The sequence below is a fragment of the Halomonas campaniensis genome, assembly GCF_014193375.1.
GTDB lineage: Bacteria > Pseudomonadota > Gammaproteobacteria > Pseudomonadales > Halomonadaceae > Halomonas > Halomonas campaniensis.
Map to the genome: position 1 here is coordinate 30,166 of NZ_JACHZF010000008.1, position 19,073 is coordinate 49,238.

The following is a 19,073-nucleotide window of genomic DNA, read 5'->3' on the forward strand; positions in this document are numbered from 1 at the left end:
CACGATTTACCAACGCGAGACCCCCGCCACTGGCGGGGGTCTCGCGTTACCGAACACCGACCTGTTCAGGCCGCCGGGACGCTCAGGGCGCCATGCGGAAGTGCTGCCAGCTACCGTCGCGGCGCTCGTAGCGGAGACGGTCGTGCAGGCGGCTGGGCTGCCCCTGCCAGAACTCGATCATCTCGGGAATGACGCGATAGCCGCCCCAGTGGACCGGCCGGGGGATCTCCTGGTTCTCGTAGGCCTGCTCGAAGCGGTGCTGCCGCTCCTCGATCCAGGTGCGATCGGGGATCACCACGCTCTGGGTGGCGATCCAGGCGCCGAGCTGGCTGGCCCGCGGGCGGCTGGCGAAGTAGGCGTCGGACTCCGCGGGACTGACCTGCTCGACCCGCCCCTCGACCCGCACCTGGCGAGAGAGCGATGGCCACCAGAACACCAGGGCGGCGTGGGGCACGTTGGTCAGCTCGCTGCCCTTGTGGCTGTGGTAGTTGGTATAGAAGACCAGGCCCTGGTCATCGACGCCCTTGAGCAGGACGATGCGGGCGTGGGGTCGGCCCTGGCTGTCCACCGTGGCCAGGGTCATGGCGTTGCCGTCGTCGCCCTCGCTCTCCAGGCCCAGGGCGAGCCACTCGTCGAACAGCTCCATGGGGTCCTCGGTGGCCTGGGCCTCGTCCAGCTGCCCGCCCTCGTAGTCGCGTCGGATATCGGCGATATTGCGTGTCATGATGTTCTCCTCGAAGTTTGTTGCATGGTCGCCGGTCCGGGCGACGAGCTCAACACCCGAATCGTCGTGGGCCATGGATTTGTGCGCATAAGCCGAGGCCGGTCAAGTACCTCGCTTGGTCAGGGCGTCCAGCCGATCTGCACCATGGCCATGTAGGCCCCGGTGCCGGCGACGATCGAGAGCAGGGCGTGCCGACGCCAGAGGTGGAGGAGGGCCACGACCAAGGCCGCCACGACCATGGGCCAGCCGTCCGCGGCGGCGTTGAGCTGCCCCTCGGCGAGGGGGCGGAAGTCGCGCAGGGCATAGATCACCAGGATCATCATCACCGTGGGGGGCAGGTAGCGGCCCAGGTGGAGGATCAGCGGGTGGTCGGCCTGGCGGGCCAGGGCCACGAAGGGGAGCACCCGGGTGGCGAAGGTGGCCAGGGCGCAGACCGCGATGAACAGCAGCAGGGTCGGGGTGCTCATGAGGCCATCTCCCCGTGCCGGACCCGCTGCCGACGGTAGTGGATCAGCAGGATCAGGCTGGCGGCGCCGATGGCGCCCAGCAGCAGGTGGCGGTCGGGCAGCAGCAGCAGGGCGCCAAGCCCCGTGGCCAGGGCGATCACGAAGGGCAGGGCGCGGCGCAGGCGCCTGGCCTGCTCCAGGGTCAGCACGATGAACAGCGCGGTCAGGGCGAACTCGATGCCACGGCTGTCGAATGCCAGGGTGGTGCCGATCAGCGCACCGGCCAGCGACCCCAGCACCCACCAGGCCTGGTTGAGCAGGCTGATCCGGAACGCCAGGCCATGGTCCCGGGCGCGGTCGGCCGGCAGGGTGGTGAGCAGCGAGTAGGTCTCGTCGGTGAGCGAGAAGATCAGGTAGGGCTTGCGCCAGCCGGCACCGCGGAACCGCTTGAGCAGCGAGAGACCGTAGAAGAGGTGGCGCGAGTTGAGCATCAGGGTCGCCACCGCGACCTCGACCAGCCCGGCACCGGCAGCGAGCAGCGCCACGGCCAGGAACTGGCCGGCGCCGGCATAGATCACCAGGGACATCAGCAGGGCGGCCCACCAGGCGATACCGACCTCCACGGCGAGGATGCCGAAGGCCGCCCCGAGGGGCAGGTAGCCGAACATGACCGGGAGGGTGAGCAGGCTGGCGTCGCGCCAGGGGTGAGACGATGACAAGGGGGAGCTCCTTCTGCAGGCCATCGGCATGGGAGGGTGTCAGGGAATGGACTATGGTAAGCCAAATGTTCGGGGCTGGCAGCCCGGCTCCGCAGAATCGACTGTAAACAGCAGGGAGGCGAGATGACACGACTCAAGGTCTGGGAATTGCCGGTGCGAATCTTCCACTGGGGACTGGTCGGAGGGGTGGCACTGGCGTTCTACACCATGAAGACCGGGGGGGCGCCCTTCGTGTTTCCGATGGATATCCACGCCCGGGCGGGCTATGTGCTGCTGGGGCTGCTGCTGTTCCGCTGGCTGTGGGGGCTCGTCGGCGGGTTCCACGCGCGCTTCTCGAGCTTCCTTCGCTCGCCGGCCACCCTGGTCGGCTACGCCCGCCGGCTGCTGACCGGGCGGCCTCCCGCCTACGCGGGACACAACCCGCTGGGCGGCATCATGGTGGTGGTGATGCTGCTGTCGCTCTCCTTCCAGGCGGCGAGTGGGCTCTTTCTCACCGATGACATCTTCTTCAGCGGGCCCCTCCACGGCCTGGTGGAACGCGACACGGCCCGCACGCTGAAGAGCCTCCACCACCTCAACGCCAACCTGCTGCTAGCGCTGATCGCCGCGCACCTGCTGGCCCTGGTGGTGCATCGTCTCAAGGGGGAGCGGCTGGTCGGGGCCATGATCACCGGTCGCAAGACGCTCCACGCCGTCCCCGAGGACCAGCCGGCCGAGACACCGGTGCCGCGCCGGGTCAGCCCCTGGGTGGCGCTGGGCGTGATCGCCCTGTCCGCGCTGCCGGTGCTCTGGCTGTGGAACGCCTAGACCCGACCGGCCAGACGCAGCAAGGCGGCCGAATGGCCGCCTTGCTGTCCGGCTGGGGAGTGCGCGGCCTCACTCGGCGCGGTAGTCGTCGTGGCAGCCCTTGCAGCTGTTGGCCACGGCACCCACCTGGCGACGCAGGGCGCTGAACGCCTCGCCGTCATCGACCATCTGCGCCAGGGTGGCGGCCTCCTGCTGGAAGGTCTCCCGGCGCTCGTGGAAACCGTCCCAGTCATCGCCGATACCGGCCAGGGCGCGGGTCTCAGCCCCATGGCCGTCGCCCTGGAGGGTACCGTCCATGAACCCCTCCCAAGGCAGGTGGGCGGCTGCCGCCAGGTTGGCGGCCCGGGTGGCGAAGACCTCCTCGTCGTAGTCGATGTTGCCCTGGGCCATGTCGCCCATCGGCCCCAGCTGCCAGGCCAGGACCCGCAGTGCCGACTGGCGATACTCGATGGCGTCCTCGGGTTCGGCGGCCTGGGCCATGACCGGCAGCACCAGCGCGACGGAGAGGCCCAGGGCCAGGAGGGGGCGGAAGGTCACGGTCATCACGAACTCCTTTCGTTGGCTTGTCGGTTGCGCGGCTTGATGCAGGTCAACCCCCATCAAGCCTAGCACGCCACCGACTCAGTCGCCGCCGGACCGGGCGCGCAGCTGTCGGCTGCGGAAACGCGCATAGCCGGTGCAGCCGGCAAACAGCGCCAGGGAGGCGAAGGCGATCAGCAGCCCCAGCAGGCCCAGGCCGGGGAGGATCGCCACGTTCACCCCGATCATGAAGTAGAGCAGGCTGACGAAGGCCAGCCAGGCGTGGCCGCGTGGGCGACGGCCGATCAGCGACGGCAGGAAGAGCAGCAGTGGCAGCAGGAAGGCCAGTATCGGCCGCAGGTTGCCTCCCTCGACGCGCAGCAGCAGCACGCCCCAGGTCAGCATGGCGAGGGTCAGCACCAGAAAGCTGCCGAGCACCAGCCGCCGCATCCGGTCGGTGAGGGCATCGAGCCCCTGCTCATCCTCGAGGCGTTCGAGCCAGGCCCTCATGAGTGCGGCTCCTGCAGGGTGGCCAGGGCCAGCGCGAGCCGGGACAGGCGCCTGCCCTGTGCCCGCGCCAGCTGACGCTCGTGGTCATCCAGTGTCCGGTCGCTGCGCTTGCCGGCGAGATGGCTGGCCCCGTAGGGGGTGCCGCCGGTGGTCGTCTCCATCAGCTCGGTCTCGCTGTAGGGCAGGCCGGCATAGACCATGCCGTGGTGCAGCAGGGGTACCAGCATGGTCAGCAGGGTGCTCTCCTGGCCGCCATGCAGGCTGGAGGTGGAGGTGAAGGCCGTGGCGGGCTTGTCGATCAGCGCCCCGCCCAGCCACAGCTCGCTGGTGGTGTCGAGGAAGTGCTTGAGGGGGGCTGCCATGTTGCCGAAGCGAGTGGGGCTGCCGATGGCCAGTCCCGCGCAGTGGCGCAGGTCATCCAGGCTGGCGTAGACCGCGCCCTCGTCTGGGATCTCGGGGTCGACCGCCTCGCAGGTGGGCGAGACCGGCGGCACGGTGCGCAGCCTCGCCTCGATGCCGCGGCAGGATTCGACGCCGGCGGCAAGCTGTTCGGCCATGGCACGGGTCGCGCCGTGGCGGGAATAGTAGAGGACCAGCACATAGGGAAGAGGGGCGCTCATCGGGGCTCCTGCGGCAAGGGTGAGGGCGGGTGTCGGGAGGCCGGGTGGTCCAGGTCGGCGATCAGCGCGAGGCGACCAGGGCCAGCACCTCCTCGGGGGGCCGACCGATCACGGCACGCCGGCCGTCATCGGCGATGGGGCGTTCCATGATCCGGGGGTGGGCGACGAGGGCCCTGACCACCTGCTCGGGGTCGGCGGGATCGGCGGCAAGCGCCTTCCACTCGGGCTCCTGGCGGCGCACCAGGGCGCCGGTGTCGCCGTCGAGCCGGGCCATCAACGCCCGCAGTTCCGGTTCGGAGAGGGAGTCGTCCAGGTAGCGCCGCACCTCGACCGCCACGCCCCGCTCTTCCAGCAGCGCCAGGGCCTGGCGGGACTTCGAGCAGCGCGGGTTGTGGTAGAGGGTGATGGCGGTCATGGGGAACTCCTGGGTCACGGCGGGGCGTCCACGGGACGGGTCGGCGGCTATTGTAGAAGGCCGCGACGCTCGCTCACAACCGCGCGCCTGCGGCGGCCTCCTCGGGCAGCCGTCGATAGACCCAGGCCTCCCGCCCGTCCGCAAGCTCGAGCCGGACCCGCTCGTAGCGGATGCCCAGGCGCTCGTAGCGATCCAGTCGGGCGAGCTCCTCGGCGCTGACCGTGATCACCTCGCCCTCGACCCGTTCCCCGGGGGCCTCCTCGAGATCCAGGCCGGTGCGTCGGAAATCCTCCAGCACCGCCGGTCGCGACTCGCCGGCGCGGCCGGTGACCACCCAGCGCACCACGCCCGAGCGAAGGGTGCCGTAGACGAACACCTCATGGGGGCCCTCGCCGATGGGGGCCAGCCCGTCGGGCGGGTCGTAGGTGAAGGGGCTGAGCATGGTCAGCCAGAGCCAGCCGGCCACGGCGAGCGGCAGGCCGAGCAGGGTGGTCAGCAGCAGGCGACGTCGGGTCATCGGGCCTCCGTGAGGGTCGGCAGCCGCTCTATCCTGACATTCGCGGCAATCGCTGTCTGCCGTCGGCGAGGCACCCTGCCCGGTGGTGAAGTGCGCCGGGCGGCTCTGCTAGGATGGAACTCCCCTTGACGACGGGAGGTGCCCCATGACCCAGCCTGCACGCGACGATCTGGACTTCCGGGCCCTGATGGGCGATGTGGCGCCGCTATCTAGGGCCCGCAACCGGGCCGACCCCGGCCGCCGACAGGGCGGCCCCAGCGAGGCGCAGCTGGCTCGTCGCGAGAGCGCCGCCGCCGAACAGGCGGACCGCAACTTCCTCTCCGATGACTTCGTGGATCTCGTGCCGCCCTTCGACCCCCTGGCGTATCGCCGCGACGGCATCCAGCAGGGCGTGGTGGACCGCCTGCGCCACGGGGGCTATGCCGCCCAGGCAAGGCTGCACCTGCTGCGTCTTCCGCTGGAGGAGTGCCGTCGCGCACTGCCTCCGTTCATTCAGGAGGCCCACGCCCATGACCTGCGCTCGGTGCTGATCGTCCACGGCCGCGGCCAGGCGATCGACAGCCCGGCCAACGTGCTGCGCTCCTACCTGGCCAAGTGGCTGGCCCAGTTCGAGGAGGTGCAGGCCTACGTCTCCGCCCAGCCCTCCGACGGCGGCCTCGGCGCCACCTGGGTGATGTTGCGCAAGAGCGACCGCGCACGCGCGGCCAACCGCGAGCGACAGCAGAAGCGAAGGGGGTGAGCAGGATGGTGCAGGTATCTCGCCCAGGAATGGGGCAGGGCAGGTCCCGGGGCTGACCCGGCAACAGGTCTTTTCGGGGGCGCTGTGAACCCTTCCCTGGGCACTACCTCGGCCATCCCTGGTCCTCGGACCCCCTCCAGACCTGTCCCCGGCGCCCCTCATTGCCCCATTCGATGTCGGACCAGAAATCGCTTGGTCAGGCGTAGGCGGGGGCCTTCTCGCGGGCCTGCGCCCACTCCCGTTCGCGGCGCCGGAACAGCGGCTCGGGCTGGTCCACCGCCGGCTGGTAGGCGCGGCTGAAGGCGCCGAGGGCCTTCAGGGCATCCTCGACCCACTGGTCCTCGCGCAGCGACAGGGCATCGAAACCGCAGCGGGTCATGAAGTAGAGCTGGTCCACCAGCACGTCGCCGATGGCGCGGATCTCGCCGACATAGCCGTAGCGCTCCCGGAGCAGCCGGGCCAGGCTGTAGCCGCGGCCGTCGGTGAACTTCGGGAAGTCGATGGCGATCAGCGGGGCGTCGGCCAGCTCGGCGGCCAGGGCATCGGTGAGTTCGGTGTCGCTGGCCAGCCAGGGGGCCTGGCCGGCACCCGCCTGCCAGGTGGCCAGCGGCACGATGGCCCGCTCCCCGCTCGGGGCGGCGTCGGCGTCGCGGACCAGGGTCCAGGCGTCCACGGCCGGCTGGCCGGCGCGGATCAGGGGGCGTGGGGTAGTGGCTTGATCAGGCATAGACCCGCTCCTTGAAGGGTTTGAGACCGATGCGGCGATAGGTGTCGAGGAAGGTCTCGCCGTCGCTGCGTTCGCCGACGTAGACCTGGAGCAGCCTGTCGATCACGTCCGGGACCTTCTCGCGGCTGAACGAGGGGCCCAGGATCTTGCCCAGCGAGGCACCGTTGCCCTGGGCGCCACCCAGCGAGATCTGATACCACTCCTCGCCCTTCTTGTCGACGCCGAGGATGCCGATCTGGCCCACGTGGTGGTGGCCGCAGGCATTCATGCAGCCGGAGATGTTGAGCTCCAGCGGACCCAGGTCGTAGAGGAAGTCAAGGTCCTCGAAGCGCTCCTGGATGGCATGGGCCACCGGAATCGACTTGGCATTGGCCAGGCCGCAGTAGTCGCCGCCGGGGCAGCAGATCAGGTCGGCCAGGGTGCCCACGGTGGGATTGGCCAGGCCGAGGCCGTCGAGTTCCTGCCACAGCGCCTCGAGGCGATCCACGGGCACGTCCGACAGCACCAGGTTCTGCTCGTGGGTGACCCGCAACTCGCCGAAGCTGTATTCGTCGGCCAGGTCGGCGATCTGGTGCATCTGCTCCCAGGTGACGTCGCCGGGGGACTGGCCGCGCCGCTTGAGCGACAGGGTGACCGCCTTGTAGCCGGGCACCTTGTGACCCTGGACGTTGTTGGTCACGAAGCGGGCGAAGGCACGGTTCTCGGCGCGCAGGCGCTCGAACTCGGCAATGGCGGCCTCGCCGAGCGGGCGGCGCTCGGGGTCGACGAAGTGCCCCTGCATCGCGGTGACGGTGTCGCGGGTGAGGGTCTGGGGGCCATCCTTGAGATGGGCCCACTCGGCCTCCACGCGGCGGGAAAACTCCTCGGCCCCCAGCGCCTTGACCAGGATCTTGATGCGCGCCTTGAACTTGTTGTCGCGGCGGCCGAACTGGTTGTAGACGCGCACCAGCGCCTCGAGGTAGGTCAGCAGGTGCTGCCAGGGGAGGTCCTCGCGCACCACCTCGCCGATCATCGGCGTGCGCCCCAGGCCACCGCCCGCCAGCACCGTGGCCCGGACCTCGCCGCGGTCGTTGCGCCACAGCCGCAGACCCACGTCGTGCACCTGGATCGCCGCCCGGTCCTCGGCGGCGCCGGTCACGGCGATCTTGAACTTGCGCGGCAGGTAGGCGAACTCCGGATGGAAGGTCGACCACTGGCGAATCAGCTCGCACCAGGGGCGCGGATCGACCTCCTCATCCTCGGCCACCCCGGCGAACTGGTCGGTGGTGGTGTTGCGGATGTCGTTGCCGCTGGTCTGGATGGCGTGCATCTGCACGCTGGCCAGCTCCGCGAGCATGTCCGGCACGGTCTCGAGCTTCGGCCAGTTGAGCTGCAGGTTGGTGCGGGTGGTGAAGTGGCCATAGCCGCGGTCGTAGTCGCGGGCCAGGTCGCCGAGCTTGCGCAGCTGGTAGGCGGCGAGCATGCCGTAGGGGATGGCGATGCGCAGCATGGGGGCGTGTCGCTGGACATAGAGGCCGTTCTGCACGCGCAGCGGCAGGAACTCCTCCTCGCTGAGTCGGCCTGCCAGATAGCGTTCCATCTGGCCCCGGAACTGGGCGACGCGTTCATTGACCAGGGTCTGATCGTGGGAGTCGTAGCGATACATTCAGCCGATCCTGCTGCAGTGAAAGTGGCATGGCGTGTCCGTCACCATACCGACCGGCCATTATTCTTGGAAAGAATAAATACTTATAGTTTTTATGCAAAAAGTAATTACCGGCCGGGCGCTGGACCCGGACCGCCGTCAGATCTTCAGCTGCTGCCAGCGGCGGCGCTGCCAGATGGCGGCGAACCAGGCCGAATTCAGGCAGCGGTAGCCGAGCTGGGCCCACCAGATGCCGAGCAGCCCCTGCTCCAGGCCCACGCCCACCCACCAGGCGAGCGGCAGGAACACCAGCCACTGCAGGCTCAGGGTGGTGGTCATCACGGTGCGGTTGGCGCCCGCACCCAGCAGGGCCTGGGCCAGCACCAGGGCCGCGGCATCGAGCACGATCATCAGCGCGGTGAGTTGCAGCGGCAGCCGGCCGAGCGCGATCAGTGCCGGGTCGTGGAGGAACAGGCCGAGCACCCGGTCGGGGAAGAGCGCCATGGGCAGGGCCAGGGCGGCCAGGCAGAGCCAGGCGAGGTGCACCACCTCCCAGCCCCAGCGGTGGGCGTCACCGTGGGCCTCGCGCCCCAGCGCCTGGCCGACCAGACTCATGGCGGCCATGCCGAGCCCCACGCCGGGCAGGATCAGCAGCAGCGACAGGTTCACCAGCACATGGCCCACGGCCACGCTGGCGGTACCGATCTGGCCGAGGATCCAGAACAGCACCGCGTAGCCGGCGGCAAACCACAGCTGCTGGAAGGAGTGGGGCATGGCCAGGCGCAGGGTGGTGAAGAAGGTGAGTCTCCGCGGCAGCCCGGCGAGGAAGCCGCTGGCGGAGGCGTGCCGGGCGCTGAGCACCGCCCAGATTGCCAGGCCGGCGAACAGCGACAGGCTCGTTCCCGCGCCGGCCCCGGCGGCCCCCATGGCCGGCAGCCCGAGGTGGCCGAAGATCAGGCCGATGCTGGCCAGCACGTTGATGAGGTGCATGACCAGGATGATGCGCAGGTAGATGCCGGTCTGCTGGATGCCGTTCCAGTAGCCGCGGAAGCAGAAGATCATCGCCACCGCGGAGAGCGACAGCACCCGCCAGCGAAAGTACTCCACCGCCACCGCGTTCACCGCCGGGTCCTGGTTGAGCAGGGCGAGCAGGCGGGGCGCCTGCCACAGGCAGAGCAGGGTGATCGGCAGGGCGGCGATCACCGCGATCACCAGGCCCGCATTGAGCGGCATGGCACGTCGTTCCCAGTCCTCCTCGCCGTGACGGCGCGCGGTCTGGGCCTGCACGCCGGAGGAGAGCCCGAACACCAGGGCGGTGATCATGAACATGGCATAGCCGCCGATGCCCACGCCGGCCAGCGGCACCTCGCCCAGCGAGCCCACCAGCGCGGCGTCGATCAGGTTGATCAGGCTCTGCGACAGCATCCCCGCGATGATCGGCAGGGCGAGGCGCAGGATCCTCTGGCGTCGGGTGGGCTCGGGCAGCATGGGCATCCGCTGGTCGGAAATCGAGGCCGCCAGCGGGTGCCGGCGGCCTGGGCTCAGGCCGGGTCGTAGGAGAGTACCGGCGCCAGCCAGCGCTCCAGCTCCTCCAGGGTCATCTGCTTACGCTCGGCCATCACTGCCACCTGGTCCCGGGTGATCCTGCCGGTGGAGAAGTACTTCGACTGCGGATGGGAGAAGTACCAGCCGGCCACCGCCGCCGCCGGCCACATGGCGAAGCTCTCGGTAAGCGTCAGGCCGCTGTTGGCCTCGGCATCGAGCAGGCGGAACAGGGTAGCCTTCTCGGTATGGTCCGGGCAGGCCGGATAGCCCGGCGCCGGACGGATGCCCTGGTACTTCTCGGCGATCAGCGCCTCGTTGTCCAGCGACTCCTCGGGCACGTAGCCCCAGAACTCCTTGCGCACCCGCTCGTGCATGCGCTCGGCGAAGGCCTCGGCCAGGCGGTCGGTCAGCGCCTGCACCAGGATGGCGTTGTAGTCGTCGCCCGCCGCCTTGTACTGCTCGGCCAGTGCCTCCACCCCGTGGCCGGTGGTCACCGCGAAGCCGCCGATCCAGTCGGGCTTGCCGCTCTCCTTCGGGGCGATGAAATCGGCCAGGCTATAGCAGACGCCATCACGGTTCTTGGCGGTCTGCTGGCGGATATGGTGCAGCCGTTCGACCACGTCGGTGCGTGACTCGTCGGCATACACCTCGATGACGTCGTCGTCGACGCTGTTGGCCGGCCAGATGCCGATCACGCCGCGGGCCTGGACGCGCTTCTCGTCGATCAGCTTGCGCAGCATGGCCCGGGCATCGTCGAACAGGTGGCGCGCCGCCTCGCCGACCACCGCGTCATCGAGGATCTTCGGGTACTTGCCCGAGAGCTGCCAGCTCATGAAGAAGGGCGTCCAGTCGATGCGCTCGATCAGCTCCTCGAGGTCATAGTCGTCGAACGCCTTGAGGCCCGTGAAGGCCGGGCGAGGCGGGGTGTAGTGGGTCCAGTCGACGGTGAACTTGCGTGCCCGGGCCTCGGCGTAGCTGAGCTCGGCGGCCTTGGGGCGCCGCCTGGCGTTGCGCTCGCGCACCTTCTCGTACTCGGCACGGATCTCGGCCACGTAGGCCTCCTTGAGGCCCGGCGAGAGCAGCTTGCCGGCCACGCCCACGGCCCGCGAGGCGTCGGTGACATAGATCACCGGGTGCTCGTAGCCGGGCTCGATCTTCACCGCGGTGTGCGCCTTGGAGGTGGTGGCCCCGCCGATCATCAGCGGCAGGCTGAAGCCCTGGCGCTGCATCTCCTTGGCGACGTGGACCATCTCGTCCAGCGATGGGGTGATCAGGCCGGAGAGGCCGATGATGTCGGCATTCACCTCCCGTGCCGTCTGCAGGATCTTCTCCGCGGGCACCATGACGCCGAGGTCGATGACCTCGTAGTTGTTGCACTGCAGGACCACGCCGACGATGTTCTTGCCGATGTCGTGGACGTCGCCCTTCACCGTGGCCATGACGATCCGGCCCTTGGCCTGCTGGTTTTCCAGCTCGCTCTTCTCGGCCTCGATGTAGGGAATGAGATAGGCCACCGCCTGCTTCATGACCCGCGCCGACTTGACCACCTGGGGGAGGAACATCTTGCCGGCGCCGAACAGGTCGCCGACCACGTTCATGCCATCCATCAGCGGCCCCTCGATCACCTCGATGGGGCGGGCGGCCCGGCCTCGGGCCTGCTCGGTGTCCTCCTCGATGTAGGCGGTGATGCCCTTGACCAGCGCGTGCTCGATGCGCTTCTCGACCTCCCAGCTGCGCCACTCGAGGTCCTCCTTCTTCGCCGCGCCGCTGCCGTCGCCCTTGTACTTCTCGGCCAGGTCCACCAGGCGCTCGGTGGCATCGCTGCGGCGGTTGAGCACCACGTCCTCCACCGCCTCGCGCAGCTCCTCCGGCAGGTCGTCGTAGACCGCCAGCTGGCCGGCGTTGACGATGCCCATGGACAGGCCGGCGCGGATGGCGTGGTAGAGGAACACCGAGTGGATCGCCTCGCGCACCGGGTTGTTGCCGCGGAAGGAGAACGACACGTTGGAGACCCCACCGGAGACCATGGCGTGGGGGAGGTGCTCGCGGATCCAGCGGGTGGCCTCGATGAAGTCCACTGCGTAGTTGTCGTGTTCCTCGATGCCGGTGGCGATGGCAAAGATGTTGGGGTCGAAGATGATGTCTTCCGGCGGGAAGTCCAGCTCGTCCACCAGGATCCGGTAGGCGCGCTGGCAGATCTCGGTCTTGCGGGCGAAGGTGTCGGCCTGGCCCACCTCGTCGAAGGCCATGACCACCACGGCGGCACCGTGGCGACGACAGATGGTGGCCTGCTCGCGGAAGGCCTCCTCGCCCTCCTTCATCGAGATGGAGTTGACCACCGCCTTGCCCTGCACGCACTTCAGGCCCGCCTCGATGATCTCCCACTTGGAGGAGTCGATCATGATCGGCACCCGGGCGATGTCCGGCTCGCCGGCGACCAGGTTGAGGAAGCGCACCATCGCCTCCTCGGACTCGAGCATGCCCTCGTCCATGTTGATGTCGATGACCTGGGCGCCGTTCTCCACCTGCTCCAGGGCCACTTCCAGGGCGGTGGTGTAGTCCTCCTCGACGATCAGGCGCTTGAAGCGCGCCGACCCGGTGACGTTGGTGCGCTCGCCGACGTTGACGAACAGCGAGTCGGCCCCGATGTTGAACGGCTCGAGCCCCGAGAGCCGGCAGGCCCGCGGGCGCTCGGGCACCGCGCGCGGCGCCAGGCCCTGGATGGCCCGGTGGATGGCGGCGATATGCTCGGGGGTGGAGCCGCAGCAGCCGCCGATGACGTTCACCAGGCCGCTCGCGGCGAACTCGCCGACGATGGCCGCCATCTCCTCGGGGGTCTGGTCATATTCGCCGAACTCGTTGGGCAGGCCGGCATTGGGGTGGGCGGAGACGAAGGTGTCCGCCTTGGTCGCCAGCTCCTCGAGGTAGGGGCGCAGCTCCTCGGCGCCCAGGGCGCAGTTGAGGCCGACGGTGAGGGGGCGGGCATGGCGCACCGAGTTCCAGAACGCCTCGGTGGTCTGGCCGGAGAGGGTGCGACCGGAGGCGTCGGTGATGGTGCCGGAGATCATCACCGGCAGCCGCTCGCCACGGGCCTCGAACAGCTCCTCCAGGGCGTAGATCGCCGCCTTGGCGTTGAGGGTGTCGAAGATGGTCTCGATGAGGATCAGGTCCGCGCCCCCCTCGACCAGCGCCTCCGCGGCCTCGAGGTAGTTCTCGCGCAGCGCATCGAAGGTGACGTTGCGCCTGGCCGGGTCGTTGACGTCCGGGGAGAGCGATGCGGTGCGCGAGGTCGGCCCCAGCACGCCGGCCACGTAGCGCGGCACGCCGGTCTCCTCGGCCACGGCATCGCAGACCTCGCGGGCCAGGCGTGCCGCCTCGCGGTTGAGCTCGGGGACCAGCGACTCCATGCCGTAGTCCGCCTGGGAGAGGCGGGTGCTGTTGAAGGTATTGGTCTCGACGATATCGGCCCCGGCCTCCAGGTACTCGCGGTGGATCCGCGTCACCAGGTCCGGGCAGGTCAGCACCAGCAGATCGTTGTTGCCCTTGAGGTCGCTCGGCCAGTCGGCGAACCGCTCGCCGCGGAAGTCGTCCTCGGAGAGGCCGGCATTCTGCAGCATGGTCCCCATGCCGCCGTCGAGCATCAGGATGCGTCGGGACAGGCTGTCGGTCAGGGTGGCGGTCTGGGCGGTAGGAACGGCGGCCATGGGTCGGGTCAATCTCCAGGGTGTTCAGCGTCGGGGACTCGGCTGGCGGCGGGCTTCTTCGCGCCCTTCGGCCCCCAGGCTCGGAGGGCGTGCCACCAGTGGCAGGCGACCGCGTCGCGGGAGGCATCGGCGGCCGGATAAGCCCACCATGTTAGCAAAAGGCGACGGCTCAGGGCAGTAGGGAGCAGGCCCCGCGGCCCCTCCGCTCAAAAACCGAGCAATTCACTCGGGATTGTCTCATCGCGTCGCCTCGCTTACCATTGGGGCATGACATTCCCGGCACGCGGCCTCGAGACGTACCCCCCGTTACCGCGCCGCGGCCCGACCAGCGAGAATCCCATGAGCGAACCGATCCAGATCACCGACAGTGCCCAGGACTACCTTGCCGAGCTGCTCGAGAAGCAGAACGTCGAGGGCATCGCCGTGCGCATCTTCATCACCCAGCCGGGCACTCCCTACGCGGAAACCTGCCTGGCCTACTGTCGCCCCGGCGAGGAAGAGCCCACCGACGAGCCGCTGGAGCTGCCCAAGCTGCGGGTCTACCTGGACAAGAACAGCCTGCCGTTCCTCGAGGAGGCGGTGGTGGACTTCAATGCCGACCGCATGGGCGGACAGCTGACCATCAAGGCCCCCAACGCCAAGATGCCCAAGGTCAATGCCGACAGCCCGCTGGAGGATCGCGTCAACTACATCCTCTACAGCGAGATCAATCCCGGCCTCGCGGCCCACGGCGGCGAGATCAAGCTGGTCGAGCTGACCGAGGAGCAGGTGGCCGTGCTGGCCTTCGGCGGCGGCTGCCAGGGCTGTGCGGCGGTGGACCTGACCCTCAAGGAGGGCGTCGAGAAGACGCTGATGGAGCGCATCCCGGAGCTCGCCGGCATCCGCGACGTGACCGACCATACCGACACCACCAACGCCTACTACCGCTAGGACGCGACCGGGAGGCGGGCGCCTCCCGCTACTCCCCGATTCTCCCTGAAGGCTCCGCTGCGGCGGGGCCTTCGTCGTCTTCGTCACGCGCCTCCCGAGCCGGCGGGGTCTGCCACAGGCAGCGGTGGAGCTGTGACTCCAGGTCACGCAGCCGCCTCGCCTGCTCCTCCAGCAGGCGCTTCTGCTCGTCGATGCGCGCCTGGAGCAGCTCCTGCTCGTGCTGGCGGGTGCGCAGCTGCTCCTCCGCCTGGCGCCGGGCCCAGTCGACCTCCCGGTGGCGCTTCTCCTCGTCGGCGAGCCGCCCCCGGGCCTCCTGGAGCTGTGCCTCGAGGCGCTCCAGCCGCCGGTCCTGCTGGGCCTCCCGGGCCGCGGCGGCCTTCTCCGCCGCCTGGCGCTCCTGGCGCGCCTCGTCGAGCAGCCCCATCAGTCGCGCCTCGGCGCTCTCGTGGCGCTGCTCCTCCTGGGCCAGGCGCTCGCCGTGCCGGGTGTCGCGCTCGGCCAGCGCCTGCTGGTGCTCGCCGGCCTGCTGCTCCATCTGCTGCTGCTGCCGCGCCAGCGTCTCCTCGAGCTGCGCCTGGCGCGATGCCATCCGGCCCTCCTGCTCGAGCAGGGCTTCGCGCTCCGATTCGCGGCGCGCCAGGGCGGCGCTGCGCTCCTCCAGGCGCCGTTCGGTACCGGCCAGGTGGGCGGCCAGCGCCGACTCCCGCTGCTCGGCATCCTCGGCGCGCCGCTGCGCCTCGGCCATCTGCTCGCGCGCCTCTTCGGCGCGCCGGTCGGCCTCCTCGCGATAGTGGGCCAGCGCCTCGTTGGCGGCCTCCTGGGCCTTGTGCCACAGCGCCTCGGCCAGCTCCTGCAGGGCGGCGGGCATGCCGCGGGGCGGGGGCACGTCACGGTTCGCCTCGCGCCGGACGCGCCACTCCCGCATGTGGTCGCTGATGGTGGTGAAGCTGCCGGTGCCCAGCACCTCGCGCACCTTCTGCACGCTGGGCGACTCCCCGCGAGCCAGCAGGTCGTCGATCGCCCGCTGCACATCCTCGTACTGCACGCCGCTGCGCGCCATCTCGCTCTCCTTGTCCGGTCATGGCCCAGGGGCCCCATGGATGGCGGCAGCATAGCGCGGCATGCCCGGCAAGGGGAAGGTTTTTACATGATACGTATTATGTAGTTTACATTACAAACCACGTGACAAATTCAAGATTACGCGGCTTATCTTGCTTTTCCATGGGAGGGGCAGGGATACTGGCACGCAAGGAGCAAGGAGCAAGGAGCAAGGAGCAAGGAGCAAGGAGCAAGGCGCTATGGGCAGGATGAAAGAGGAGCCAGGAGTACACAGTGCGGGCCGTGAGCCGGTGCCGGCGGACGCCGTACCCGGCCTGGTGGAGCTTCCGGCCGCCGGGCAGGGCGCCCATATCGCCGCGCGCAGCGACGCCGAGGCGGTGGCCCGGTGGCTGGCGGAGTACCGGGCCAGCCCGCGCACCCTGAGCGCCTATCGGCGGGAGGCGGAGCGCCTGCTGCTGTGGCTGGGCGAGCAGGGCCTCGGCCTTGCCGAGGTGAGGCGCGAGCACCTGGATGCCTTCGAGGCCTTCCTGGCCGACCCGGTGCCGCGCCACCGCTGGGTGGGGCCGCCCCGGCCGCGCCGGGCCGCCGACTGGAAGCCGTTCCGGGGCCCGCTGTCGCCGGCCAGCCGGCGCCAGAGCCTGGTGATCCTGCAGGGCCTCTTCGCCTGGCTCGTCGAGGCGGGCTGGGTGGCCCACAATCCCTTCCGGCTGATGCGGGACAAGCGCCGGCGGCTGGACAACCGCCAGCCGGACATCGAACGCTATCTGGAGCGGCCGCTCTGGGGCTGGTTCTGGGCCTGGCTCAACCGGCCGGTGGAGGAGGGCGCGTCACCCAGGGTGCGCTACGAGTGGCAGCGCCGCCGCCTCATCTTCGGCTTCGCCTACCTGCTGGCCCCGCGGATCAGCGAGATGAGCGCGGCGTGCATGGGGGATTTCCATCGGCGCGAGGGCCGCTGGTGGTGGCGGGTGACAGGCAAGGGCAGCAAGGTCGCGCGGGTGCCGGTGCCGCCCGACATGGCGACCCTGCTGACGGAGTGGCGCCTCGCCCTGGGGCTCGCTGCGACGCCGCAGACCGACGACGCCACGCCGTTGCTGCGCGCCCTGGACGGCCGGCGCGGCATCGGCGACAACCGCCTCTACCGGCTGATCCGCGAGACCTTCCGCGAGGCCGCCGAGACGCTGGAAGCGGAGCAGGGGGAGGGCGGCCGCCCCGGGGCCATGCGCCTGGCCGCCGCCACCCCCCACTGGCTGCGCCATACCGCCCTGACCCACCAGGCCCAGGCCGGGGTGGAGCTGCGCTACCTGGCCGCCACCGCCCGCCACTCACGGCTGGACACCACCTCCCGCTACCTCCACGCCGAGGACGAGGCCTGGCATCGCCAGCAGTCCCGACATGGCCTGGACCAGCAGGAGCCGGACACCGGCGCCGGGTAATGGCGCGGGAGACGGGGCCAGGCCTGACCCCGGCAGGCCGAAGCCGGTATAATCCCGCCATCGACCCTCAAGGAGCTCCCATGACGACCGAGACCACCGCCGAACAGGCCCAGCAGGCGCTGATCGACGAGTTCGCGATGTTCGACAACTGGATGGATCGCTACCAGTACATCATCGACATGGGCAAGGCGCTGCCCGCCTTCCCGGAGGAGTGGAAGACCGCCGAGCTCAAGATCCAGGGCTGCCAGTCCAACGTCTGGATGCACCACCGCCGGGACGGCGAGGTGATCCACTTCGACGCCGTCTCCGATGCCGCCATCGTCTCCGGCCTGATCGCCGTGCTGATGCGGATCTACAACGATCGGCCCGCCGCCGAGATCCGCGACACCAGCCCGCACTTCCTCGAGGACCTGGGCCTCGACAAGCACCTCTCGCCCACCCGCAGCAACGGCCTGCATGCCATGCTCAAGCGCATTCACGAGGTGGCGGAGGACGAGGCCGCCTAGGCCTGACCCTGTGCTGCCGCCCGGGCGGCCATGCGTCTCCCGCGCTCGCGATCCAGGATCGCCTCCGCGTCCAGGTCGGCGATGGGGGAGTCCGGCTCCCGCGGCACCTCGCCGGCCAGCTGCAGCGCCAGATAGCGGCCGCAGCAGACCCGCAGGAAGGAGGCGAAATTGGCGGGATCGTGACCCGCCTCGGCGCTCTCCCGGGACAGCCGGGTCACCAGCCGGCTCAGGCTGAGCCCGTCCCGCTGCCCGATCTCCTCGAGCACCTCCCAGAAGAAACGCTCCAGCCGCACGCTGGTGCAGAGGCCGTCGAGTCGCATGGAGCGAGTCTGCGCCTCCCACTGGTCGGGATCGGCCCCAATGAAGAGTCTGCACATGATGCCGTCTCCTGCCTGGCGGGCCCGTCGCCCGCGAGCTCATCATGAGGGCGGACGGCAGGCGCCGCAAGGCGGGGGCTCAGGGGGCTCAGGCGTGGACGATGCGCGTTCCCAGCACGGCCAGGAACTGGGCGATCCAGTCGGGATGGGCGGGCCAGGCGGGGGCGGTGACCAGCTTGCCATCGGTGACCGCGGCATCCACGGCGATGTCGGCGTAGCGGCCGCCGGCCAGCTCCACTTCCGGGCGGCAGGCGGGGTAGGCGGAACAGGTGCGCCCCTCGAGCACGCGGGCGGCGGCCAGCAGCTCGGCGCCGTGACAGATCGCCGCCACCGGCTTGTCGGCCTCGAAGAAGTGGCGCACCAGGGCGATCACCGACTCGTTCAATCGCAGGTACTCGGGGGCGCGGCCGCCGGGAATGACCAGCCCCTGGTAGACGGCCGGGTCGACGGTGGCGAAGTCGGCATTGAGGGTGAAGCGATGCCCCGGTTTTTCGGTGTAGGTCTGGTCGCCCTCGAAATCATGGATGGCGGTGGCAATGCTCTCGCCCGCCTTCCTGTCGGGGCAGACGGCATCGACCCGGTGGCCCACCGCCTGCAGGGCCTGGAAGGGCAGCATGATCTCGTAATCCTCGACGAAGTCACCGCACAGCATCAGCAGCCGTTGACCGGACATGGCGTATCTCCTTTGCAGGGTTGTCGTAGTCGTATAACAGGGGAGCTTACGCTGTCAGTCTGGCACAGGCATGCGATGCCGGGGTGTTAGCCGGCTACTACAGGCCGTGGGTCCTGGGGGGAGCTCAGCGCCGCTCGGCGCGGTCGCCGGGCTCACGCGGCCTGAACTGCTCATCGAGCTCCGGGTCCTCGCGACACAGCGTCTCGCTGGGGCCGCCGGGCACCGGGTCGATGCCGCCCTCGCAGCCCGGGTGGCAGCGCGCGATGCGCCGCGCCGCCAGCAGGCCGCCCCGGAAGGGCCCATGCACCTGGATCGCCTCCACCGTGTAGCTCGAGCAGCTCGGCCAGTAGCGGCAGCGCGGCCCCAGCAGCGGGCTCAGCGTGACCTGGTAGACCTTGACCAGGGCGATCATCAGCCACCCCAGGCTGCGGCGAAGGGCGCGCACCAGCCGGGCCAGCCAGGCGACGAGGCAGGGCATC

21 protein-coding genes are annotated in these 19,073 nt (G+C 69.7%); 5 read left to right on the forward strand and 16 right to left on the reverse strand.

The genetic code is table 11. The features are described from left to right. Positions 1 to 82 precede the first annotated feature (82 nt). The 3 genes from pdxH to BDK63_RS06540 all read right to left on the reverse strand — a co-directional run bounded on the left by pdxH (position 83) and on the right by BDK63_RS06540 (position 1,889). A complete protein-coding gene (gene pdxH, locus BDK63_RS06530) occupies positions 83 to 724 on the reverse strand; it encodes a pyridoxamine 5'-phosphate oxidase (RefSeq protein ID WP_183330562.1) in 642 nt (213 codons plus the stop codon). Between the two features lie 119 nt (positions 725 to 843). Continuing rightward, on the reverse strand, positions 844 to 1,191 hold the full coding sequence (locus BDK63_RS06535; RefSeq protein WP_183330563.1) for a branched-chain amino acid transporter permease: 348 nt from the start codon (positions 1,189 to 1,191) through the stop codon (positions 844 to 846). After that, positions 1,188 to 1,889, reverse strand: coding sequence for an AzlC family ABC transporter permease (locus BDK63_RS06540; RefSeq protein WP_246385894.1), 702 nt, complete (start codon positions 1,887 to 1,889; stop codon positions 1,188 to 1,190). Before BDK63_RS06540 ends, BDK63_RS06535 begins: the two co-directional genes overlap by 4 nt. Before the next feature lie 123 nt (positions 1,890 to 2,012). Here BDK63_RS06540 and BDK63_RS06545 point away from each other — a divergent pair, with 123 nt between their 5' ends. After that, on the forward strand, positions 2,013 to 2,696 hold the full coding sequence (locus BDK63_RS06545) for a cytochrome b/b6 domain-containing protein (RefSeq protein ID WP_183330564.1): 684 nt from the start codon (positions 2,013 to 2,015) through the stop codon (positions 2,694 to 2,696). Positions 2,697 to 2,765: 69 nt separating this feature from the next. Here the strand turns inward: BDK63_RS06545 and BDK63_RS06550 are convergent, their stop codons facing one another. The 5 genes from BDK63_RS06550 to BDK63_RS06570 all read right to left on the reverse strand — a co-directional run bounded on the left by BDK63_RS06550 (position 2,766) and on the right by BDK63_RS06570 (position 5,277). Next, complete coding sequence (locus tag BDK63_RS06550) at positions 2,766 to 3,239, reverse strand: c-type cytochrome (RefSeq protein ID WP_183330565.1); 474 nt, start codon at positions 3,237 to 3,239, stop codon at positions 2,766 to 2,768. 78 nt (positions 3,240 to 3,317) lie between these two features. After that, positions 3,318 to 3,725 carry a DUF2069 domain-containing protein gene (locus BDK63_RS06555; RefSeq protein ID WP_183330566.1) on the reverse strand — a complete coding sequence of 136 codons (408 nt, stop codon included), beginning with the start codon at positions 3,723 to 3,725 and terminating at the stop codon, positions 3,318 to 3,320. Continuing rightward, on the reverse strand, positions 3,722 to 4,345 hold the full coding sequence (gene wrbA / locus BDK63_RS06560; protein WP_183330567.1) for an NAD(P)H:quinone oxidoreductase: 624 nt from the start codon (positions 4,343 to 4,345) through the stop codon (positions 3,722 to 3,724). The genes BDK63_RS06555 and wrbA overlap by 4 nt, the downstream gene beginning before the upstream one ends. Before the next feature lie 61 nt (positions 4,346 to 4,406). Beyond that, positions 4,407 to 4,760: an arsenate reductase (glutaredoxin) gene (gene arsC, locus BDK63_RS06565; RefSeq protein WP_183330568.1), complete on the reverse strand. Its 354-nt coding sequence runs from the start codon at positions 4,758 to 4,760 to the stop codon at positions 4,407 to 4,409. Between the two features lie 73 nt (positions 4,761 to 4,833). Further along, positions 4,834 to 5,277 carry a gamma-glutamylcyclotransferase family protein gene (locus BDK63_RS06570; protein ID WP_183330569.1) on the reverse strand — a complete coding sequence of 148 codons (444 nt, stop codon included), beginning with the start codon at positions 5,275 to 5,277 and terminating at the stop codon, positions 4,834 to 4,836. Positions 5,278 to 5,422: 145 nt separating this feature from the next. On the opposite strand from BDK63_RS06570, the gene smrA reads away from it, so the two are divergent. Next, positions 5,423 to 6,016, forward strand: a complete 594-nt coding sequence (gene smrA / locus BDK63_RS06575; RefSeq protein ID WP_183330570.1) for a DNA endonuclease SmrA — start codon at positions 5,423 to 5,425, stop codon at positions 6,014 to 6,016. Between the two features lie 196 nt (positions 6,017 to 6,212). Here the strand turns inward: smrA and BDK63_RS06580 are convergent, their stop codons facing one another. The 4 genes from BDK63_RS06580 to metH form a co-directional block, all read right to left on the reverse strand. Further along, positions 6,213 to 6,743 carry a DUF934 domain-containing protein gene (locus tag BDK63_RS06580; RefSeq protein ID WP_183330571.1) on the reverse strand — a complete coding sequence of 177 codons (531 nt, stop codon included), beginning with the start codon at positions 6,741 to 6,743 and terminating at the stop codon, positions 6,213 to 6,215. Next, positions 6,736 to 8,388: a nitrite/sulfite reductase gene (locus tag BDK63_RS06585; RefSeq protein WP_183330572.1), complete on the reverse strand. Its 1,653-nt coding sequence runs from the start codon at positions 8,386 to 8,388 to the stop codon at positions 6,736 to 6,738. Before BDK63_RS06585 ends, BDK63_RS06580 begins: the two co-directional genes overlap by 8 nt. 138 nt (positions 8,389 to 8,526) lie before the next feature. Beyond that, positions 8,527 to 9,855 (reverse strand): MATE family efflux transporter, encoded by a 1,329-nt coding sequence (locus tag BDK63_RS06590; RefSeq protein WP_183330573.1) that lies wholly within the window; start codon positions 9,853 to 9,855, stop codon positions 8,527 to 8,529. A 53-nt stretch (positions 9,856 to 9,908) separates the two neighbouring features. After that, positions 9,909 to 13,616, reverse strand: a complete 3,708-nt coding sequence (metH, locus tag BDK63_RS06595) for a methionine synthase (protein WP_183330574.1) — start codon at positions 13,614 to 13,616, stop codon at positions 9,909 to 9,911. Positions 13,617 to 13,955: 339 nt separating this feature from the next. Between metH and nfuA the strand changes: the two genes are divergently transcribed. Beyond that, positions 13,956 to 14,546: a Fe-S biogenesis protein NfuA gene (nfuA, locus tag BDK63_RS06600; RefSeq protein ID WP_183330575.1), complete on the forward strand. Its 591-nt coding sequence runs from the start codon at positions 13,956 to 13,958 to the stop codon at positions 14,544 to 14,546. Positions 14,547 to 14,574: 28 nt separating this feature from the next. Here nfuA and BDK63_RS06605 read toward each other — a convergent pair whose 3' ends face one another. Then, positions 14,575 to 15,606 (reverse strand): DNA-binding protein, encoded by a 1,032-nt coding sequence (locus BDK63_RS06605; RefSeq protein ID WP_183330576.1) that lies wholly within the window; start codon positions 15,604 to 15,606, stop codon positions 14,575 to 14,577. Positions 15,607 to 15,853: 247 nt separating this feature from the next. Here BDK63_RS06605 and BDK63_RS06610 point away from each other — a divergent pair, with 247 nt between their 5' ends. After that, entirely contained in the window at positions 15,854 to 17,038 is a 1,185-nt protein-coding gene (locus tag BDK63_RS06610; RefSeq protein ID WP_183330691.1) for a tyrosine-type recombinase/integrase, read from the forward strand. Between the two features lie 80 nt (positions 17,039 to 17,118). Continuing rightward, complete coding sequence (locus BDK63_RS06615) at positions 17,119 to 17,544, forward strand: SufE family protein (protein WP_183330577.1); 426 nt, start codon at positions 17,119 to 17,121, stop codon at positions 17,542 to 17,544. Here the strand turns inward: BDK63_RS06615 and BDK63_RS06620 are convergent. From BDK63_RS06620 to yidD, 3 genes are all read right to left on the reverse strand, one after another. Then, positions 17,541 to 17,921 (reverse strand): ribbon-helix-helix domain-containing protein, encoded by a 381-nt coding sequence (locus tag BDK63_RS06620; RefSeq protein ID WP_183330578.1) that lies wholly within the window; start codon positions 17,919 to 17,921, stop codon positions 17,541 to 17,543. The two genes, BDK63_RS06615 and BDK63_RS06620, sit on opposite strands and share 4 nt — an antisense overlap. A gap of 88 nt (positions 17,922 to 18,009) precedes the next feature. Further along, the gene (locus BDK63_RS06625; protein WP_183330579.1) at positions 18,010 to 18,594 is read right to left on the reverse strand and encodes a DJ-1/PfpI family protein; all 585 of its coding nucleotides are present in this window, start codon (positions 18,592 to 18,594) and stop codon (positions 18,010 to 18,012) included. 124 nt (positions 18,595 to 18,718) lie between these two features. Beyond that, positions 18,719 to 19,072: a membrane protein insertion efficiency factor YidD gene (gene yidD / locus BDK63_RS06630; RefSeq protein ID WP_183330580.1), complete on the reverse strand. Its 354-nt coding sequence runs from the start codon at positions 19,070 to 19,072 to the stop codon at positions 18,719 to 18,721. Between the last annotated feature and the right edge of the window lies 1 nt (position 19,073).

What these genes read in the sequence shown, in the direction of transcription:
- pdxH (WP_183330562.1), bottom strand. Translation starts at nt 724, where the DNA reads ATGACACGCAATATCGCCGATATCCGACGCGACTACGAGGGCGGGCAG.
- BDK63_RS06535 (WP_183330563.1), bottom strand. Translation starts at nt 1,191, where the DNA reads ATGAGCACCCCGACCCTGCTGCTGTTCATCGCGGTCTGCGCCCTGGCC.
- BDK63_RS06545 (WP_183330564.1), top strand. Translation starts at nt 2,013, where the DNA reads ATGACACGACTCAAGGTCTGGGAATTGCCGGTGCGAATCTTCCACTGG.
- BDK63_RS06550 (WP_183330565.1), bottom strand. Translation starts at nt 3,239, where the DNA reads ATGACCGTGACCTTCCGCCCCCTCCTGGCCCTGGGCCTCTCCGTCGCG.
- BDK63_RS06555 (WP_183330566.1), bottom strand. Translation starts at nt 3,725, where the DNA reads ATGAGGGCCTGGCTCGAACGCCTCGAGGATGAGCAGGGGCTCGATGCC.
- wrbA (WP_183330567.1), bottom strand. Translation starts at nt 4,345, where the DNA reads ATGAGCGCCCCTCTTCCCTATGTGCTGGTCCTCTACTATTCCCGCCAC.
- arsC (WP_183330568.1), bottom strand. Translation starts at nt 4,760, where the DNA reads ATGACCGCCATCACCCTCTACCACAACCCGCGCTGCTCGAAGTCCCGC.
- BDK63_RS06570 (WP_183330569.1), bottom strand. Translation starts at nt 5,277, where the DNA reads ATGACCCGACGTCGCCTGCTGCTGACCACCCTGCTCGGCCTGCCGCTC.
- smrA (WP_183330570.1), top strand. Translation starts at nt 5,423, where the DNA reads ATGACCCAGCCTGCACGCGACGATCTGGACTTCCGGGCCCTGATGGGC.
- BDK63_RS06580 (WP_183330571.1), bottom strand. Translation starts at nt 6,743, where the DNA reads ATGCCTGATCAAGCCACTACCCCACGCCCCCTGATCCGCGCCGGCCAG.
- BDK63_RS06585 (WP_183330572.1), bottom strand. Translation starts at nt 8,388, where the DNA reads ATGTATCGCTACGACTCCCACGATCAGACCCTGGTCAATGAACGCGTC.
- BDK63_RS06590 (WP_183330573.1), bottom strand. Translation starts at nt 9,855, where the DNA reads ATGCTGCCCGAGCCCACCCGACGCCAGAGGATCCTGCGCCTCGCCCTG.
- metH (WP_183330574.1), bottom strand. Translation starts at nt 13,616, where the DNA reads ATGGCCGCCGTTCCTACCGCCCAGACCGCCACCCTGACCGACAGCCTG.
- nfuA (WP_183330575.1), top strand. Translation starts at nt 13,956, where the DNA reads ATGAGCGAACCGATCCAGATCACCGACAGTGCCCAGGACTACCTTGCC.
- BDK63_RS06605 (WP_183330576.1), bottom strand. Translation starts at nt 15,606, where the DNA reads ATGGCGCGCAGCGGCGTGCAGTACGAGGATGTGCAGCGGGCGATCGAC.
- BDK63_RS06610 (WP_183330691.1), top strand. Translation starts at nt 15,854, where the DNA reads ATGAAAGAGGAGCCAGGAGTACACAGTGCGGGCCGTGAGCCGGTGCCG.
- BDK63_RS06615 (WP_183330577.1), top strand. Translation starts at nt 17,119, where the DNA reads ATGACGACCGAGACCACCGCCGAACAGGCCCAGCAGGCGCTGATCGAC.
- BDK63_RS06620 (WP_183330578.1), bottom strand. Translation starts at nt 17,921, where the DNA reads ATGTGCAGACTCTTCATTGGGGCCGATCCCGACCAGTGGGAGGCGCAG.
- BDK63_RS06625 (WP_183330579.1), bottom strand. Translation starts at nt 18,594, where the DNA reads ATGTCCGGTCAACGGCTGCTGATGCTGTGCGGTGACTTCGTCGAGGAT.
- yidD (WP_183330580.1), bottom strand. Translation starts at nt 19,072, where the DNA reads ATGCCCTGCCTCGTCGCCTGGCTGGCCCGGCTGGTGCGCGCCCTTCGC.